The organism is Nitratireductor arenosus, assembly GCF_009742725.1.
Classification (GTDB): Bacteria; Pseudomonadota; Alphaproteobacteria; order Rhizobiales; family Rhizobiaceae; genus Mangrovimarina; species Mangrovimarina arenosa.
Window position 1 is genome coordinate 113,131 of sequence record NZ_WPHG01000001.1, and the last position, 17,480, is coordinate 130,610.

Annotated in this window: 14 protein-coding genes; 6 read left to right on the forward strand and 8 right to left on the reverse strand. The window is 65.8% G+C overall.

Annotated elements, in window-relative coordinates; translation table 11 throughout:
* Positions 1 to 3: 3 nt before the first annotated feature.
* The gene (locus GN330_RS00585; RefSeq protein ID WP_156711879.1) at positions 4 to 636 is read right to left on the reverse strand and encodes a GNAT family N-acetyltransferase; all 633 of its coding nucleotides are present in this window, start codon (positions 634 to 636) and stop codon (positions 4 to 6) included.
* Between the two features lie 137 nt (positions 637 to 773).
* On the opposite strand from GN330_RS00585, the gene GN330_RS00590 reads away from it, so the two are divergent.
* Complete coding sequence (locus tag GN330_RS00590) at positions 774 to 1,943, forward strand: pyridoxal phosphate-dependent aminotransferase (RefSeq protein WP_156710634.1); 1,170 nt, start codon at positions 774 to 776, stop codon at positions 1,941 to 1,943.
* A gap of 59 nt (positions 1,944 to 2,002) precedes the next feature.
* Complete coding sequence (locus GN330_RS00595) at positions 2,003 to 2,377, forward strand: YciI family protein (protein WP_156710635.1); 375 nt, start codon at positions 2,003 to 2,005, stop codon at positions 2,375 to 2,377.
* Positions 2,378 to 2,396: 19 nt separating this feature from the next.
* Here GN330_RS00595 and GN330_RS00600 read toward each other — a convergent pair whose 3' ends face one another.
* The 4 genes from GN330_RS00600 to trhO form a co-directional block, all read right to left on the reverse strand.
* Entirely contained in the window at positions 2,397 to 4,175 is a 1,779-nt protein-coding gene (locus GN330_RS00600) for an SLC13 family permease (RefSeq protein WP_156710636.1), read from the reverse strand.
* Between the two features lie 165 nt (positions 4,176 to 4,340).
* Positions 4,341 to 5,096, reverse strand: coding sequence for an SDR family oxidoreductase (locus GN330_RS00605; protein ID WP_156710637.1), 756 nt, complete (start codon positions 5,094 to 5,096; stop codon positions 4,341 to 4,343).
* Positions 5,097 to 5,329: 233 nt separating this feature from the next.
* Positions 5,330 to 6,085 (reverse strand): tellurite resistance TerB family protein, encoded by a 756-nt coding sequence (locus GN330_RS00610; RefSeq protein WP_156710638.1) that lies wholly within the window; start codon positions 6,083 to 6,085, stop codon positions 5,330 to 5,332.
* An 80-nt stretch (positions 6,086 to 6,165) separates the two neighbouring features.
* Complete coding sequence (gene trhO / locus GN330_RS00615) at positions 6,166 to 7,113, reverse strand: oxygen-dependent tRNA uridine(34) hydroxylase TrhO (protein ID WP_156710639.1); 948 nt, start codon at positions 7,111 to 7,113, stop codon at positions 6,166 to 6,168.
* 177 nt (positions 7,114 to 7,290) lie between these two features.
* Here trhO and GN330_RS00620 point away from each other — a divergent pair, with 177 nt between their 5' ends.
* Both GN330_RS00620 and GN330_RS00625 read left to right on the forward strand, forming a co-directional pair.
* Positions 7,291 to 8,193, forward strand: coding sequence for an N-acetylmuramidase domain-containing protein (locus GN330_RS00620; RefSeq protein WP_156710640.1), 903 nt, complete (start codon positions 7,291 to 7,293; stop codon positions 8,191 to 8,193).
* Positions 8,194 to 8,279: 86 nt separating this feature from the next.
* A complete protein-coding gene (locus GN330_RS00625) occupies positions 8,280 to 8,921 on the forward strand; it encodes a 2-dehydro-3-deoxy-phosphogluconate aldolase (RefSeq protein ID WP_156710641.1) in 642 nt (213 codons plus the stop codon).
* A gap of 132 nt (positions 8,922 to 9,053) precedes the next feature.
* On the opposite strand, the gene GN330_RS00630 is transcribed toward GN330_RS00625, so the two are convergent.
* Together GN330_RS00630 and GN330_RS00635 are read right to left on the reverse strand one after the other, a co-directional pair.
* A complete protein-coding gene (locus GN330_RS00630) occupies positions 9,054 to 10,862 on the reverse strand; it encodes a peptidoglycan L,D-endopeptidase MepK (protein WP_343040347.1) in 1,809 nt (602 codons plus the stop codon).
* A gap of 242 nt (positions 10,863 to 11,104) precedes the next feature.
* Positions 11,105 to 12,616, reverse strand: coding sequence for a sigma-54-dependent transcriptional regulator (locus tag GN330_RS00635; RefSeq protein WP_156710642.1), 1,512 nt, complete (start codon positions 12,614 to 12,616; stop codon positions 11,105 to 11,107).
* A 144-nt stretch (positions 12,617 to 12,760) separates the two neighbouring features.
* Between GN330_RS00635 and GN330_RS00640 the strand changes: the two genes are divergently transcribed.
* Together GN330_RS00640 and GN330_RS00645 are read left to right on the forward strand one after the other, a co-directional pair.
* On the forward strand, positions 12,761 to 14,602 hold the full coding sequence (locus GN330_RS00640; RefSeq protein ID WP_156710643.1) for a M3 family oligoendopeptidase: 1,842 nt from the start codon (positions 12,761 to 12,763) through the stop codon (positions 14,600 to 14,602).
* 4 nt (positions 14,603 to 14,606) lie between these two features.
* Positions 14,607 to 15,533, forward strand: a complete 927-nt coding sequence (locus tag GN330_RS00645; RefSeq protein WP_343040117.1) for a heme-dependent oxidative N-demethylase family protein — start codon at positions 14,607 to 14,609, stop codon at positions 15,531 to 15,533.
* A gap of 99 nt (positions 15,534 to 15,632) precedes the next feature.
* Here the strand turns inward: GN330_RS00645 and ilvD are convergent, their stop codons facing one another.
* Positions 15,633 to 17,477 carry a dihydroxy-acid dehydratase gene (gene ilvD / locus GN330_RS00650; RefSeq protein ID WP_156710644.1) on the reverse strand — a complete coding sequence of 615 codons (1,845 nt, stop codon included), beginning with the start codon at positions 17,475 to 17,477 and terminating at the stop codon, positions 15,633 to 15,635.
* Between the last annotated feature and the right edge of the window lie 3 nt (positions 17,478 to 17,480).

The window sequence follows — 17,480 nt, forward strand, 5'->3', positions numbered from 1 at the left end:
AGTCTACTCCTTGATGGCGTCTCGGCATGCCTCCAGCCGGCGCAACTGCCTTCCTTCCCCGTCGAAATTGGCCGGGTCGAGCCACGCCTCGAAGGCCCGTTTCAGCACCGGCCAATCCGAGTCGATCATCGCATACCACGCCGTGTCGCGGTTTTCGCCCTTCACGACCATATGCTGGCGGAAAACCCCTTCGAACGAAAATCCGAACCGTTCCGCCGCGCGCTTGGAGGGCGCGTTGCGGTCGTTGCATTTCCATTCGAAGCGCCGATAGCCGAGCGCGTCGAACGCATGGGCGGCAAACAGATAAAGCGCCTCGGTGGCGGCCGGCGTGCGCGCGATCGCCGGTCCCCAATAGATATTGCCGATCTCGATCACGCCGTTCGCCGCATCGATGCGCATCAGCGTCTGGCGGCCGCATACCGCCCCGCTGCGGCGGTCGATGACGGCGAAGAACAGCGGGTCCGCGCTCGCCGCCGCCTTGTCGAGCCAGGGTTGGAAGTCGGCCCGGCTGGCAGGCGGAACCTCTGGCAGCCACCGGAACCGCTCCGGCGCATCGGCAACGCTCGAGGCTTCATAGAGCCCGTCGCCGTGGCGTGCCGGATCGAGCGGCTCGAGCCGCACGAAACGCCCTTCCATGGCCGTATGCTGCGGCCGCGGCCGCCCGGTCCAGTTCGCAAGCTCCTCACCCACCTTGATACTCCTGCCGTTTGACTTTTGCCGCCGGAGGCTCACAAAAGTTAGGCAGAACGGAAAGGACCACAAGGACTCGCCGCATGCTCCACACGATTCCGGCCTTCGACCGCATCGGCGAGGAAAACGCCTTCGCCGTTCTCGCGCGGGCCACCAGGCTTGCCGAACAGGGGCGCGACATCATCAATCTCGGCATCGGCCAGCCCGATTTCAGCACGCCCGCCCACATCGTCGAGGCCGCCGTCAAGGCGCTGCGCGACGGGCATCATGGCTACACACCCGCCAACGGCCTGATCGCCACCCGCGAGGCCGTGGTACGCCGCACGCTGGCCACCACCGGCGTCGAGGTCTCTCCCGAGGCAGTGATGATCATGCCGGGCGGCAAACCGACCATGTTCGCGGCGATCCTGATGTTCGGCGAACCGGGTGCGGAAATCCTCTATCCCGATCCCGGTTTTCCGATCTACCGTTCGATGATCGAGTTCACCGGCGCCACGCCGGTTCCCGTACCGATGCGCGAGGAAAACGGCTTCGCCTTCTCGGCCGAGGAAACGCTGGCGCTGATTACCCCGCGAACCAGGCTGCTGGTGCTGAACTCGCCCGCCAATCCGACCGGCGGCGTCACGCCGCGCGCGGAGATCGAGAAGCTGGTCGCCGGCCTTGCCGCGTTTCCCGACATCGCCATCCTCTCGGACGAGATCTACGACGTCATGACCTATGACGGCGAGCAGCAGTGTTCGCTGCTCGGCTTTCCTGATATCCGCGACCGACTGATCGTGCTCAACGGCTGGTCCAAGACCTGGGCCATGACCGGCTGGCGCATGGGCTGGTCGATCTGGCCGGAGCGGCTCTACGACAAGGTGCGCAAGCTCGCCGTCAATTGCTGGTCCTGCGTCAACGCGCCAAGCCAGCATGCCGGCATCGCCGCCATCGACGGGCCGCAGGACGAGGTCGAGACCATGCTGCGCGCCTTCGACCGCCGCCGCCGGGTGATCGTGGAAGGGCTGAACGGCCTGCCCGGCATTTCCTGCGTGACGCCGAAGGGTGCCTTTTATGCCTATCCGAACGTGCGCGAAACCGGCTGGCCGGCCAAGAAACTGGCGACCACCCTTCTCGACGAAGCCGGCGTCGCCACGATTGGCGGGCCGGATTTCGGCGTGCTCGGCGAAGGCTATATCCGCTTGTCCTACGCCAATTCGGAGGAAAACATCCTGCGCGCGATCGAGCGCATGGAAACGTTCTTGACCCGCTGATCCGCGATCTCGAGATTATCTCCGGACCGCTGGGCTCGCTGGATCGAACGGGAGGAAGCATGCTCTACGCAATACTCGCCTATCACGAGGAAGACACCGTTTCCGCGATGTCGCCTGACGAGGACGCCGCACTGATGGCGGGCATGATGAAAGTTCACGACAAGATCGACCGGAAAAACCGGCTCGGTCCGGCAGCCCGACTCGACAAGACCGGCAATGCCGTCACCCTACGCGGGCCCGGCGAGCCGATGGTGATCGACGGACCATTCGCCGAGACCAAGGAGCAGTTGCTCGGCTTCTACGTGCTGGAATGCGACACGCTGGATGCTGCGGTTGCGGCCGCCCGCGACCTGCAGCGCGTCAACACGTCGGCCGTCTACGAAATCCGGCCGATCACGCTCTACCTGCCCGGCGCGGCCGTGCAAGGCGATTGAAGCCGACCAGCCGCAAGGCTCACAGATCGTAGAGATACCAGATCGCCAGACAGGTGGTGGCCGCGATCGACAGGTTCATCGGTACGCCGATCTTCAGGAAGTCGGAAAAGCGGTAATTGCCCGCGCCATAGACCAGCGTGTTGGTCTGGTAGCCGATCGGGGTTGCGAAACTGGCGCTGGCACCGATCATCACCGCGATCAGGAAGGGTCGCGCGTCGATGCCGAGCTGGCTGGCCAGGCCGATCGCGATCGGTGCCATCAGCACCGCCACGGCGTTGTTGCTGACCAGTTCGGTGAACACCGAGGTGAGAATATAGATCGCGGCGAGCGTGACCAGCGGCGGGGACGCCTCCAGCAACGGCGTCAGCACCGAGACGATCAGCATGACCGCGCCGGACTTCTCCAGCCCGGCGCCGACGATCAGCATCGAAAAGATCAGCACCAGGATCGAACCGTCGATCGACCCCCACGCCTCGTCGCTGTCGATGCAGCGCAGAACCAGGATCGCGGCGACGGCGAGCATGGCCAGGATCGAGATGTCCATGATCTGGACGGCGGCAAGCAGCACCACGGCGGCGAGCGCGAGCACGGCGACCGGCGCCTTGCCGCGCCGATAAGGACGTCCGCTCGGCCGCGTTACCGAAACCAGCGCCGCATCCTCGGTGAGGGCGTCGAAATTGGCCGGTGGGCCTTCCAGAAGCAGCTTGTCGGCCGGCCGCAGCATCACGCTTTCCAGATCGGAACCGGGAATGTGGCGATGCCGGTGCGCGCCGAGCACGCGCACGCCATAGCGCCGGCCGAGCGACAGGTCGGCGATGCGGCCGCCGGCGGTGCCGCGATGCGGCGCCACAACCGCCTCCACCGCGACCCGTTCGCCGGTGCGCTCCTGCCCCCGGCGCATGCCCACCCGCAGGTCGGCTTGTTCGTTCAGCGTCAGGATCTCGGCCGCCGTCGCCGCAACGATCAGCGAATCGCCGCGTTTCATGATCCGGTCCTGGATGTTCTCGCGCATGATGTCGGTGCCGCTGCGCAGACCGAGGATGCGCAGGCCGGAGCGCTTGAAATCGGCCAGTTGCCCGATCTTGTGTTGGGTGTAGCGGCCTTCGGCCCGCACCGTGATCTCGGACAGGAATTCGGTCTGTCCGGCCGGCGAGGTTTCGCCGCCTGTGCGCCGGTCGGGCAGCAGAAAACGGCCGAGAGTGAGCATGACGACCGTACCGGTCAGGGCCGCCACCAAGCCGACCGGGGTCATCTCGAAGATCGAAAACGGCGCCAGCCCGGCCTCGCGCGCCACGCCGTCGACGAGAATGTTGGTCGAGGTGCCGATCAGCGTGCAGGTGCCGCCGAGGATCGCGGCGTAGGAGACGGGGATCAAAAGACGGGTCGCGGCGACATCGAGCGAGCGGGCGAGCCGGAACACAATCGGGATCAGAATCAACACCACCGGGGTGTTGTTCATGAAGGCCGAGGCCGCGACCGCGCCGAACAGGAGCACGCCGATGGCGGTCGCCGGGCGGCGCGCCGCCTGGCCGATCACCCTGTCGGCGACCATTTCCAGGACCCCGGTACGCACCAGCGCTCCCGACAGCACGAACATGGCCGCGATCGTCAGCGGCGCTGCATTGGAAAAAACCTTCGTGGCCTCTTCGGCGGGCGTCAGCCCGAGGACGAGAAATGCCGCCGCGCCGGCAACCGCCGTGACCTCCGGCGGATACCGCTCGATGATGAAAAACACCAGCAGGACGGCCAACACCGCGAGCGCGACATAGCCTTGATAGCCGTCGATAATCGCTGCCATGGTTAGGGTCTGTCCTTACTCTGGCCCCGGTCCGGGGCGCGGCCTCGCGGCACAGCCGCCTACCTGCGCCGCCACGCTCGCGCACCCTTGCCTATCGAAGCGTGCAATACCGGTCGTGTCCAAGCAATTCCGTTGAAGTTGGCGCGGCCTGCGGAACGGTTTTTCTCAACCGCGGCCGACAAAGGGCATCTTCGTCGCCATCACGGTCATGAACAGCACATTGGCGTTAAGCGGCAGATTGGCCATGTGCAGCACCGAACGGGCAACATTGTCGACATCCATCACCGCCTCGGGCGCGATCCGGCCATCGGCCTGCGGCACGCCGTCGGCCATCGGCGCGGCCATGTCGGTCAGCGCATTGCCGATATCGATCTGCCCGCAGGCGATGTTGAAGGGCCGCCCGTCGAGCGCCAGCGTCCGCGTCAGGCCGGTGATGGCGTGCTTGGTCGCCGTATAGGGCGCCGAGCCCGGTCGGGGCGCATGCGCGGAGATCGAACCGTTATTGATGATGCGGCCACCGATCGGCGTCTGCCGGCGCATCTGCCTGAAAGCCGCCCGCGCGCACAAAAAGGCACCGGTCAGATTGACCTCGACGACCGCCTTCCACAGATCGACCGGCGTTTCGTCGATCGTCTGGGTTTTTGAGAACATGCCGGCATTGTTGAACAGGAGATCGACCCGCCCGAACCGGACCGCGACCTGCTCGAACAGATCGTCCACCGCCGCGGGATCGGTGACATCGACGGGAAATGCCAGCGCCTCACCCGGCGTCTGCCCGGCCGCGGCGATCGCTTCCTCGAGCAGCGCCCCGCGCCGCCCGACATAGACCGTGTGCCAGCCGTCGCGCGACAGCGCCGCGGCGGCTGCCCTGCCGATTCCCGTTCCCGCTCCGGTGACGATCGCGACCCTGCTTGCATCCATATGCATTCCTCCGACCCGATGCACTTGGCAGAGGATGGCGGAATGCGCAAGCTGTCTGGGAATAAGGAAGGGCGGCCATTCGCGACCGCCCGATCTGGACCATGCTTGGGAGGAGGAAAGCTGATCCGACTGGACCAAGCATGCGCTCAACTGGTTAACGAAACCTTAACGGGCATCCGCCGCGCGACGCCATCGTCAGGCCTCGCCCGGCGAAAAAGCCGGCGCGGGCGGACCTACCAGGGCGACCTGCCGGACGGCGCATCGCCCGGTGCGGGCTGCGAAGGAGCCGGCTCCTTGGCCGAAGAGACCGTCGCCTCGATGTGGTCGATCAGCGCGTCGGGCAGTTTCAGGCGCCCGGCCAGCATGTCGAGATAACCGCGCTCGGCGCGGGTCTGCGGCTCGATCGCCAGCCGCGAGGCGGTGTAGAGTTCCACGCGCTGTGCCTCGGTACGGGCCTCCACAACCAGCGCGTCGAGGTCGACCGGCTTTTTCAGTTCCGACACCAGGAACGCCTCTGCCTCCTCACCGATGCCGGACAGTCTGAGCCGGTCGGCGATCTTGCCGCGCTCCTCATCGTCGATATGGCCATCGGCGCGGGCGGCGGCGATCATCGCGCGCGCCAGGGTGAGCGCGAACTCGGTTTCGCCCTGCGGGGCGGTTTCCGGTCGGAACTCGCTGTCGGACGGGGGTGCCAGAAGCTCGGGTTCGACCGCGGCCGGGTCGGAACCCGGCGCGTCGCCGGCGCGATAGTTCTGATAGGCCTTGTAGGCGAGACCGGCAACGGCGGCGAGGCCGCCGACCTTCAGCGCCGTGCCGGTGACCGCGCGTCCGGTGCCGGTGCCCAGCAGTACGGCGACCAGCGCGCCGGTTGCCAGCGGGTTGTCCTTGGCCAATTGCGTCGCCTGACCCGCCTTGTCGCGGAGCGTTGAGTCCGTGCCCGGAACTTTCGAGCCGAGCAGATCATCGAGCAGCTTCTTGGGATCGAACATAAAACCTCCGCGATTGGGCGTTCGGGCAGCCTCTAGCTAGGCGTGCGGCCACGACATTGCAATGATGTGCGGCGAAAGGATCAGGCGTTCCCATTTTCCCGTTGCCCGAGATGAGGTCCGAAGCCGCGACTATCGGCGAGTTCGACCTGGCGCTGACGCTCGGCATAACGGGCCCGATCGGCGGCCGAACGCTTGTCGGCGCAATGCGGACACGAGACGCCCTCGACGAAGCCCGGCGAGCCCCTGTCCTGCCCGCTCAGCGGATGGCGGCAGGCCCGACACAGTGACGCTGCGCCTTGTGCGAGCCCGTGTCCGACCGAAACGCGCTCGTCGAAGACGAAACATTCACCGCGCCAGCGACTTGCCTCGGCCGGAACCTCTTCCAGATATTTCAGAATCCCGCCCTTGAGGTGGAAGACCTCCTCGATCCCGATCGATTTCATGTAGGCGGTCGCCTTTTCGCAGCGGATGCCGCCTGTGCAGAACATCGCCACCTTGCGGCCGCGAAACGCGTCGCGGTGCGCCTCGGCCCAGGCCGGAAAGTCGCGAAAGCGCCGGGTTGCCGGATCGAGCGCATTCGCGAAAGTACCGAGCGACACCTCGTAGTCGTTGCGGGTGTCGATCACCACCGTATCGGGATCGTCGATTAGCCGGTTCCATTCCGCCGGCTCGACATAGGTTCCGGCTTCCTCCACCGGATCGACCGCCTCGACACCCATGGTGACGATCTCGCGTTTCAGCCGGACTTTCATCCGCAGGAACGGCATTTTGCCGGTGCGGCTGAACTTGACCTCAAGATCGCCAAGCCCTGCGTCACGTTCCAGATAGGCAAGCAGCGCGTCGACCCCGGCATCCGGGCCGGCGACGGTGCCGTTAATGCCTTCCGGCGCCACGATCAGCGTGCCCCTGATACCGTGGCGAGCACAAAAGGCGGCCAATGGCGCGCGCAGCGCCTCGGGCCGCACCAGGCGGCGAAAGCGGTAGAGCGCAGCGATCTTGACGGGGTCCGGAACCGTGGGCGAATTCATGATGGATGTCGCCTATCCGCTTGGCGCCGAAAGCGCAAGCAGCGCGAAAAAGCCGTGCCGTTTCAGCCCCGTCGACACAAGCACACCATTGGGGCCGTTGGCACCGGCCCGGCTTTCGATCCACCTCTGCATCCCTGCCCGCATCATTGTCCGCATTGGTTGCGGAGGCCCCCGAAGATGTTCAGCAAGGAAATCATCCAGTCGATCACCGCCGCGGCGGCGCGTCACGCCCTCGCGCCGGCGACCTTGCTCGCTGTCGCCGATGTCGAAAGCGCCGGCAAACCCTTCGCGACCGTCGCCGGTCGGCGCGAGCCGGTGATCCGCTTCGAGGGCCATTATTTCGACCGTCGCCTGAGGGGTGCGCAACGCGCCCGGGCCCGCGCCGCGGGCCTGGCCTCGCCCGAGCCCGGCAGCGTCGCCAATCCACGCACCCAGGCCGCCCGCTGGGCGCTGCTGGAACGGGCCTGCGCCATCGACCGCAAGGCAGCGCTGGAATCTGTCTCCTGGGGCATCGGCCAAGTCATGGGCGCACACTGGGCCTGGCTCGGTTACGCAAGCGTGGAGTCAATGGTCGACGAGGCCCGCTCCGGCGTCGAAGGCCAGATCGCGATCATGCTGCGCTACATCGATAAGGCCGGCCTGACAGCCGCGCTCAGACGCCGCGACTGGGCCGCCTTCGCCAAGGGTTACAACGGCCCCGGCTATCGCAAATATGGCTATGACCGGAAGATCGCCCGCGCCTTTGCCCGGTATGAGGCCGTCTCCGTCAATCCGGTCGTGCCGGGCGTCGGCGACGCTCTCGCCCGGAAACCGGTGTCGCGCGGTGACACCGGGGCACGCGTGCGCGATTTGCAGGCGCGATTGTTCGCGGCAGGCCACAAAATCGAGCAGGACGGCGTGTTCGGACCCGAAACCGAGCGGACGCTGCGCGCCTTCCAGCGCCGAAACGGTTTGCAGGCGGACGGCGTCGCCGGGCCGAGGACGTGGCAGGTTCTGGCCGGCGGCGGGCACGAAGCGGAACCGGGCACGATCTGGCAATCGCTGCTCGCCGCCCTGTCGCGCGCGCTGTCCCACTGGTGATTTCGGGCCCGTCCGGCTTCTGATTATGCGACCGATCGGCTATACCCGGCTCCCGAACGGTTCACGAAAAAGGCGCCGCCGCGACCATGCCCCAAAAGACCGACAAGCTCCTGCCCATCCTCACCGGCCAACCGGTGATCCCCGTCCTGAAGATCGATCGCGCGGCGGACGCCGCGCCGCTGGCGCGCGCCCTGGCCAAAGGCGGCCTGCCGGCAATCGAGATCACCTTGCGCACGCGCGAGGCGGTCGATGCGATCCGCATCGCCGCCGCCGAGGTGCCCGAAGCGGTGGTCGGGGCCGGCACTATTCTCAACGGACGCCAGTTCGATCAGGCGGTACGAGCCGGTGCCCGCTTCATCGTCAGCCCAGGCACGACCCAGGAACTTCTCGATGCCGCGCGCTCGACCGACGTCCCACTGCTGCCCGGCGCGACGACCCCGAGCGAGATCATGGCGGCGGCCGAGGAAGGCTATTCGGTCCTGAAATTCTTTCCGGCCGAGCAATCGGGCGGCATAGCCTTTCTCAAGGCCTTGTCGGCACCGCTTGCCGGCACCCGCTTTTGCCCGACCGGCGGCGTGACGCCCGGTAACGCGCCGGCCTATCTGTCGCTGCCCAACGTGATCTGCGTCGGAGGGTCGTGGATCGCGCCCGACACGCTCTTGCAAGCGGGAGACTGGGACGGCATCGAGGCGCTGGCGCGCGAGGCGGCCGCTCTTTCAAAAGCCTGACAAACATCACGAAGACGAGGCGGACCGGTCCCGCTGACCGACCGCAAGAGCGCCCCGGCGAGCCGCTCTCGGGATCCGTCCTTTCGACGTGGAAGACGAATTCGAAAGACCGCGGCCGGCCGTATCGCCGTGCTACTCGGTTTCGAAGCGCGCCACCGACAGGAAGGTCACCGCGTTGCCGGAAAAACGCGCGGGATCGGGCGCGGCGGGCGCGGTTTCGAAACCGCTCGTATAGACCTGCGTCGGCGCGATGCGGATCGCGTTGTGCGCCAGCGACGGCGTCTTGGCGCTCGCGATCGAACGCGTTGCCCGGCCAGCGGTTTCCAGCGCCCAGCGCGCCTTGATCTCCTCGACCGGCAGCGTCACCGCCCGACGGTCACCCTTGGCGTCGGAAGGCCCGGGTTTGGCGCCCTTGCCGGTGGTCTTCACGCGCGTGTCGATGACCGCCTCGGCGTCGCGATAACCCGCGCTGGCCAGAAGCAGGGCGCGCTGCGTATCCTTCGGCGCGGCAAGCCGGCCGCCTTTTGCAGGGACCGGGCCGGTGGCCCCGGTGATTTCCGCGCGCAGCCGGTCGCCCGGACGCGGCTGCGGCAAGGCCGCCACGATTTCCTTGATCGGACCCTCTCCGGGCCGGAACTCGGGAACCGGGGCGAAGGCCGCCAACACGATCTCGCGCTGCTCGGCATCCCGTCTTTCGTCGTCGGCCACCAGACGGCGGGACTTTTCGATGATCCCGGCGATCGCCGATTTGCGGATTTCGGCGGCGGCCGCCGCGTCACCGGCCGGCTTTTCTCCGGCCGCGGCGAGCGCGATCGCCTCTCGGGCCCCAGGCCGGGTCGCCGGCAGCGGCACGCCATAGGCAAGCACCGTCTCTTCAGCCGTTTCCGTTTCGGGGGCCGTATCGGCGGCGGCGAGCGCGAGTGCCGTTCCCACATCCGCCTTCGGCCGTGGCGCGAACGCCGGCAGCGGCACGCGGCGTTCCGGCAAGGCCGCCAGGATTGTCTCGGGCGTGTCGACCCGAGGAGGTTCTTCAGCCTTGGGTGCCTGTGCGGGAGCCGCGGCCACAGCCACGCCCGGCAATTCGGCCGCGGGCTTGGGTTTCGGCGCGGTTCTGGTCACGGTCTGACCACGACGCATCGGCTCCTGCGAAATCGCGATATTGTCTTCTTCCTCGTCGGCGCCGCCACCGAACAGGTTGGCCAGAAACCCGCCGCCCGAAGACCTGGTGCCGGAGGAGCTGGCGCCGGCGTCGCGATCGTCGCTACGGGCGACCTGCACGGTACCGCCACCCTTCTTGCGCGATTTGTAGGAGGCAAGCGCCTGATTGTAACCGGGAAGCGGCTTGCCGTCGGTCGGCACATGCAAGGTCTTGCCGTTCGGGAATACCGAGGCCAGTTCGCCACGGCTCATGCGCGGCCAGTGCCGGACGCTGCCTGTGTCGAAATGGACGAAGGGCGAACCGGAGCGCGGATAATAGCCGACGCCGCCCACACCCGCCCTCAGACCGGCATTGCGCAGCTTCTTCAGCGGCACGCCGGGGATGTAGAAGTCGAGCGCCCTGCCGAGCATATGCTGGCTTTTCTTGGCAACGCCGCGGCCGCGCTTGCGCAGCATGGAATTCGTGGATGGCGAGCGGTAGCCCGAGACAACATGGATATAATCGCGGGCGCGGACATCCTGGTAAGCCTCCCAGACCACATCGAGCAGGCGGGGATCCATCTTGGTCGGCTCATTGCGCCGCCAGTCGCGTAGAAAACGGTTGATCTGGTTCAGCCCCGAAGACAGGTAGCGCCCATTGCGCTTGTAGGTGATCTCGGCGCGTTCCTTGGTATGGATGAAGTAGAGCTTCAGCGTGCGCGTTTCGGCATGCGCGTCGGCCGCCGTCAGCATGAAACATGCCGCAAGCAGCAGGACCGCCATATGGACAGGACGGAAAAGCACGCTCAATCGCCATCCGCCGATGGAAGAAGCTTGGTCGTTCAAATCAAGAGGCCTTGTGGCTTTGAAGTGTCCCCGGAAGACCGACAGACGCTTTCCGATGCCGTCCGACTATCATCCCTAATGGTTAATCGACGCTTATTGAAGATCAAATGCGGTGAGACGATGGCAAAAAGCCGGCGAAAGTCCCTTGACCGGGGTCAAGGTAAACCAAAGATTTATCACGCCTACCCGGTCAGGCGAACTCAACCGGCCACATGTTCGCCTCGTCCCGTCTCGGGATCGATGCCATATTCCTTGAGTTTGCGATAGAGCGTCGAACGCCCGATCCCCAGCCGCCTGGCGACCTCGCTCATCTGTCCGGAATAATGCTCGATGGCGTACTCGATCGCCTCGCGCTCGATCACGGCAAGCGATCGCACATTGCCGCGATCGTCAAACAGGTCGAGCGTGCTGGCGCCCGGCCGCGCCGCATGCGAACCGATCACGATGTCGGCGCGCGCCGGATCGGCGTCCAGACCGGGGATCGTCTCCAGATAAAGGCCCGTTTCGTCCACCGGGTCGACCAGGCCGACCTGCGCCCGGATCTGCGGAAACTCCTCCGAGGTCAGCGTCGACCCTTCGCTCAGCACCACCGCGCGAAAGATCGCGTTTTCGAGCTGACGGATATTTCCCGGCCAGTCATAGGCCTTCAAAACCGCCATCGCCTCGCCCGAAATGCCGGTGACGCGACCACCGGTTTCGGCGGCGCTGAAGCGGTTGATGAACAGGCTTACCAGTTCGTCCAGATCCTCGCGCCTGTCGCGCAGCGGCGGCACGTAGATCGGAAAGACGTTGAGCCGGTAGAAAAGGTCTTCGCGAAAAAGCCCGTCCTTGACGCGCTGCAGGAGATCGCGATGCGTCGCTGAAATCAGGCGGATATCGACCTTGACCGCCGACCGGCCGCCAACCGGATCGACCTCGCCCTCCTGGACAGCACGCAGGAGCTTGACCTGGACGTCGAGCGGCAGATCGCCGATCTCGTCCAGGAACAGGGTGCCGCTACTGGCCTCCACGAATTTGCCGGCGTGCTTGTCCTGGGCACCTGTGAAGGAGCCCTTTTCATGGCCGAACAGGATGCTTTCGACCAGATTTTCGGGAATCGCGCCGCAATTCACCGTCACGAACGGTTTCGAACGGCGCGGGCTGGCGCCGCGGATGGCGCGCGCGATGACCTCCTTGCCGACGCCCGACTCGCCCTCGATCAGGATCGGAATACTGGAGGCGGCGGCCTTTTCGGCCAGCCGCACGACCCGATCCATCGCCGGGCTACGGGTGACCAGATCCTTTATGGCCAGCGTCTCGATATGGGCCGGCTTGGAGATGCGTTCGGTCGAGCCCAGCGCCTTGACCTTGAGCGCGTTGGCGATCGCAATGCGAAGCCGGTCCGGAGACACCGGTTTGACGACGAAGTCGAACGCGCCGGCGCGCATCGCCGACACGACCGTCTCGATGCCCGCCTGGGCGGTCTGGACGATCACCGGCAGATCGATGCCGACCGCGCGCATGGCAGCCAGAACCGCAAGCCCGTCCATGTCCGGCATGGCCAGGTCGAGGATGAGAACCCCGGTTCCCTGTCCCTTGGGACCGGTCAGATGCGCCATCGCCGCCTTGCCGCCATCCACGGACACGCAGGCATGGCCGGCGCGGGTCGCCGCGGCCTCCAGAAGCCGCCGTTGCACGGGATCGTCATCGACGATCAGTATGGTGTCTGTCATGGTGGCGCTGGACAAAGCTGTCCTCGCTGGAAATTGGTCACTGGATCATACTGGCACACCCATCTAAATAGGGGCTCAACAAAGCCGGTGAACAAATCCTTTCCCCGACCGCAAACAGCCGAACCAGCCCGTAAGGATCAAGGCATGAGCGCTCCGACCGCGACGCAGACGACCGCGACTTCCGCACGACGCGAGGCCACAAGGCGACTGGGCGACCTGCCCGAATGGAATCTCGGCGATCTTTATCCGGCGATGGATTCCAACGAGCTTGCGCGCGATCTCGACCGCGCCAAGGCCGATGCGCAAGCTTTCGAGACCAACTGGCGCGGCAAGCTCGCCCAGGAGGCCGAGCTGAAGGAAAAGAGCCGGCTCGGCGCGGCGATGGAAGCCTACGAAGCGCTCGAGGAGTTGATCGGGCGCATCGTCTCCTATGCCAGCCTGATCTATGCCGGCGACACCAGCGATCCGAAGCGGGCGAAGCTTTACGGCGATATCCAGGAAAGGATGACCGACGCCAGCGCCCATCTGCTGTTCTTTCCGCTGGAGTTGAACACGATCGACGAAGGCGCCATCAACGCCGCGCTCGATGCCGCGCCCGCCTTCGGCCACTACCGCTCCTGGATCGTCGATTTGAGAAGGGACAAGCCGTTTCAACTCGAGGACCGGATCGAACAGCTTTTCCACGAAAAATCGGTGACCGGACGCGGCGCCTGGAACCGTCTGTTCGACGAGACCATGACGGCGCTGCGTTTCGAGGTCGATGGCGAGGAACTGCCGCTGGAGCCGACCCTGAACTTCCTGCAGGACCCCGACGGGGACAAGCGCAAGGCCGCCGCAGACGCGCTGGCCAAGACGTTTCAGGCCAATCAACGGGTCTTCACGCTGATCACCAACACGCTGGCGAAGGACAAGGAGATTTCCGACCGCTGGCGCGGCTTCGACGACATCGCCGATTCGCGCCATCTCGCCAATCGCGTCGAGCGCGACGTGGTGGACGCGCTCGCGGCCGCCGTCGAGGCCGCCTATCCGCGTCTGTCGCACCGCTATTACAAGCTCAAGGCGCGCTGGCTGGGCGTTGACACACTCAACCACTGGGACCGCAACGCTCCCTTGCCCGAAACGCCGCAGGCGGTGATCGGCTGGGAGGAGGCAAAAGACACCGTGCTTTCAGCCTATCGCGGTTTCGCGCCGGAAATGGCCGATATCGCCGCCCAGTTCTTCGACAAGCGCTGGATCGACGCCCCGGTACGCCCGGGCAAGGCGCCGGGAGCCTTCGCCCACCCGACCGTTCCCTCCGCGCATCCCTATGTGCTTTTGAACTATATGGGCAAGCCGCGCGACGTGATGACGCTCGCGCACGAACTCGGGCACGGCGTCCACCAGGTTCTGGCCGGCCGGCAGGGCGCGCTGATGGCCTCGACACCGCTGACGCTCGCCGAGACGGCGTCGGTATTCGGCGAAATGCTCACCTTCCGCTCGCTGCTCGACAAGACCACCGACCGGCGCGAACGCAAGGCCATGCTCGCCCAGAAGGTCGAGGACATGATCAACACGGTCGTGCGCCAGATCGCTTTCTACGCCTTCGAGCGCAAGGTCCATGCCGAGCGCCGCAATGGCGAGCTGACATCGGACCGGCTCGGCGAGTTCTGGCTCGAGGTACAGCGTGAAAGCCTCGGCCCGGCGATCAGGCTGCGCGAAGGTTACGAGGTCTTCTGGAGCTATATCCCGCATTTCATCCATGCGCCGTTCTACGTCTATGCCTACGCCTTCGGCGACTGTCTGGTGAACTCGCTGTTCGCCGTCTACCAGAACGCCGAAAGCGGCTTTCAGGAGAAATATTTCGACATGCTGAAGGCCGGCGGCACAAAACATCATTCCGGACTGCTCGCCCCCTTCGGGCTCGACGCCTCCGACCCGGCTTTCTGGGACAAGGGCCTCTCGATGATCGAGGGTTTGATCGACGAGCTCGAGGCGATGGAAAGCTGACAGGGTGGGCCGCCGGTCGCAACCCGCGCATACGCCCTATGACGGCACGGCGACCCCGTTCACCATCGGGCTAAAACCGCTCGATCCCGGATGCTGGCTCGAGATCGACCGGGATTACGAAGCTTACCTCGCCGAAAAACGCCGGCTGTTTGACACGACACCCGGCACCGTCTTCGCGGAAGAATCGGAAACCCGCGATGCCCAGAACGAGGTGCTCGCCCTGGTGCGGGCAGAGCTTGCCGCCGGCTTTCCGGCGGTCTTTCCCGGAACCCGGCAATGGGAGGCGGCGCTCGCGGCGATGGAGCGCGAGGGCGATAGCGACGCCCCTCCTCTCAAGACGGCTTCGCTCCTGGTCCAGGAAGACCTCGTCCTGATGCGTAAGGGCGAGGCCGGATGGCGGCTCGCCGCGGCATCGCTGTGCTTTCCCTCATCCTGGACGCTGGCGGAAAAGTTCGGCCGGCCGCTCGAGGATATCCACGCCGCCGTTCCCGGTTTCGGCCGCGGAACGCGCACGGCCGGGCTGATCAATCGCATCTTCGACAATCTCAAGGTCGCGCAGCCGGTCGAGCGGCTGAACTGGTCGCTTCAGGACGACAACGAACTCCACAAGCCGCTGTCGAAGGCCACGCGCGACGCACGCCGCGAGCGCGAAGCAGCGCACTCAGCCGACGACGCCCCGCTGCTGCGCAGTTTCATCCGCGTCGAACGCCAGACACTGCGCAAACTGCCCGTCTCCGGCGACATCCTGTTCACGATCCGCATCTTTCTCGATCCGATGCGCATCCTGGCCGCGCATCCCGACCGCGCCGCCTTGGCACGCTCGCTGGCCGCCCAGCTCGCTGCGCTTAATGCCGCGCAACTGACCTATAAGGGGCTTGCCGCCGACCGCGACCGGCTGGTCGCCGCGCTTAACAAGCTGGCAGCGACCTGATCCCCGCTCCCGCCGCCTTCACCCTTCCGTCAGGCGAAGCCGACGCCCCCGGTGGACCGGAGGGTGACGGTTCGGCGTAATAAAAGGCGGCTTGGCGGATCAGTCCGGTACGTGCCGGACTGCTCCCTTGGAGGCGCTGGTCGTCAGCGCGGCATAGGCCTTGAGCGCAGTGGTCACCTTACGCTTGCGCGGTGCCGTCGGCTTCCAGGCGTCCGCGCCCCTGGCTTCCATCGCCGCACGGCGGCGCCCGAGTTCCTCGTCCGAGACCGCGACACTGACCGTGCGGTTGGGAATATCGATCTCGATCATGTCGCCAGCCTCCACCAATGCGATCGCACCGCCTTCGGCTGCCTCCGGCGAGGCGTGGCCGATCGACAGTCCGGACGTGGCGCCGGAAAAGCGCCCGTCGGTGATGAGCGCGCACACCTTGCCGAGCCCTTTCGACTTCAGATAGCTGGTCGGATAGAGCATTTCCTGCATTCCGGGCCCGCCGCGCGGCCCCTCGTAGCGGATCACGACCACGTCGCCGGGCTTGACCTCGTTTGAGAGAATCCCCTTCACCGCCGCGTCCTGGCTTTCGAAGATCACCGCCGGCCCGGAGAATGTGAGGATCGACTCATCGACGCCGGCGGTCTTCACGACGCAGCCTTCAAGCGCGATATTGCCCTTCAGCACCGCCAACCCGCCATCCTTGGAGAACGAATGCTCGGCCGAGCGGATGGCGCCGTTTTCGCGGTCAAGATCGAGTTCGTCCCAGCGGCGCTCCTGGCTGAAGGCGGTCTGGGTCGGCACGCCGCCCGGCGCGGCGCGGTAGAAATCGCGCACGGATTCGGCCTCGGTGCGCACGATATCCCAGCGGTCGAGCGCTTCGGCGAACGAAACCGAATGCACCGTCGGCAGGTTGGTCTTGAGCAACCCGGCCCGGTCGAGTTCGCCCAGGATTGCCATGATGCCGCCGGCCCGGTGCACGTCCTCCATATGGACGTCGCTCTTGCTCGGCGCGACCTTGCACAACACCGGCACCCGGCGCGAGAGGGCGTCGATGTCGTCGAGGTCGAAATCGATCTCGCCTTCCAAGGCGGCAGCCAGGATATGCAGCACCGTGTTGGTCGAGCCGCCCATCGCGACATCGAGCGTCATGGCGTTCTCGAACGCCTCCTTGCAGGCGATGGTGCGCGGCAGCGCCGTCTCGTCGTCCTGCTCGTAATAACGTCGCGCGAGATCGACGATCAGATGGCCTGCCTCCACGAACAGGCGCTTGCGGTCGGCATGGGTGGCGAGCGTGGAGCCGTTGCCGGGCAAGGACAGGCCAAGCGCTTCGGTCAGGCAATTCATCGAATTGGCGGTGAACATGCCCGAGCACGAGCCGCAAGTCGGGCAGGCCGAACGCTCTATGGTCTGCACGTCCTCGTCCGAAACGCTGTCGTCGGCGGCCGCGACCATCGCGTCGACAAGGTCGAGCGCCACGGTCTTGTCGTTGAGCACGACCTTGCCGGCCTCCATCGGCCCGCCCGAAACGAACACGCACGGTATGTTGAGGCGCATGGCCGCCATCAGCATTCCGGGTGTGATCTTGTCGCAATTGGAGATGCACACCATGGCGTCCGCGCAATGCGCGTTGACCATATATTCGACGGAATCGGCGATGATTTCGCGCGACGGCAGCGAATAGAGCATCCCGTCATGGCCCATGGCGATGCCGTCATCGACGGCGATCGTGTTGAACTCCTTGGCGACACCGCCGGCGCTCTCGATCTCGCGCGCGACGAGCTGGCCGAGATCCTTCAGGTGCACGTGGCCGGGCACGAACTGGGTGAAGGAGTTGACGACCGCGATGATCGGCTTGCCGAAATCGCCGTCCTTCATGCCTGTGGCACGCCACAAGCCGCGGGCGCCGGCCATGTTTCGGCCATGGGTGGTTGTACGGGAGCGATAGGCGGGCATGAG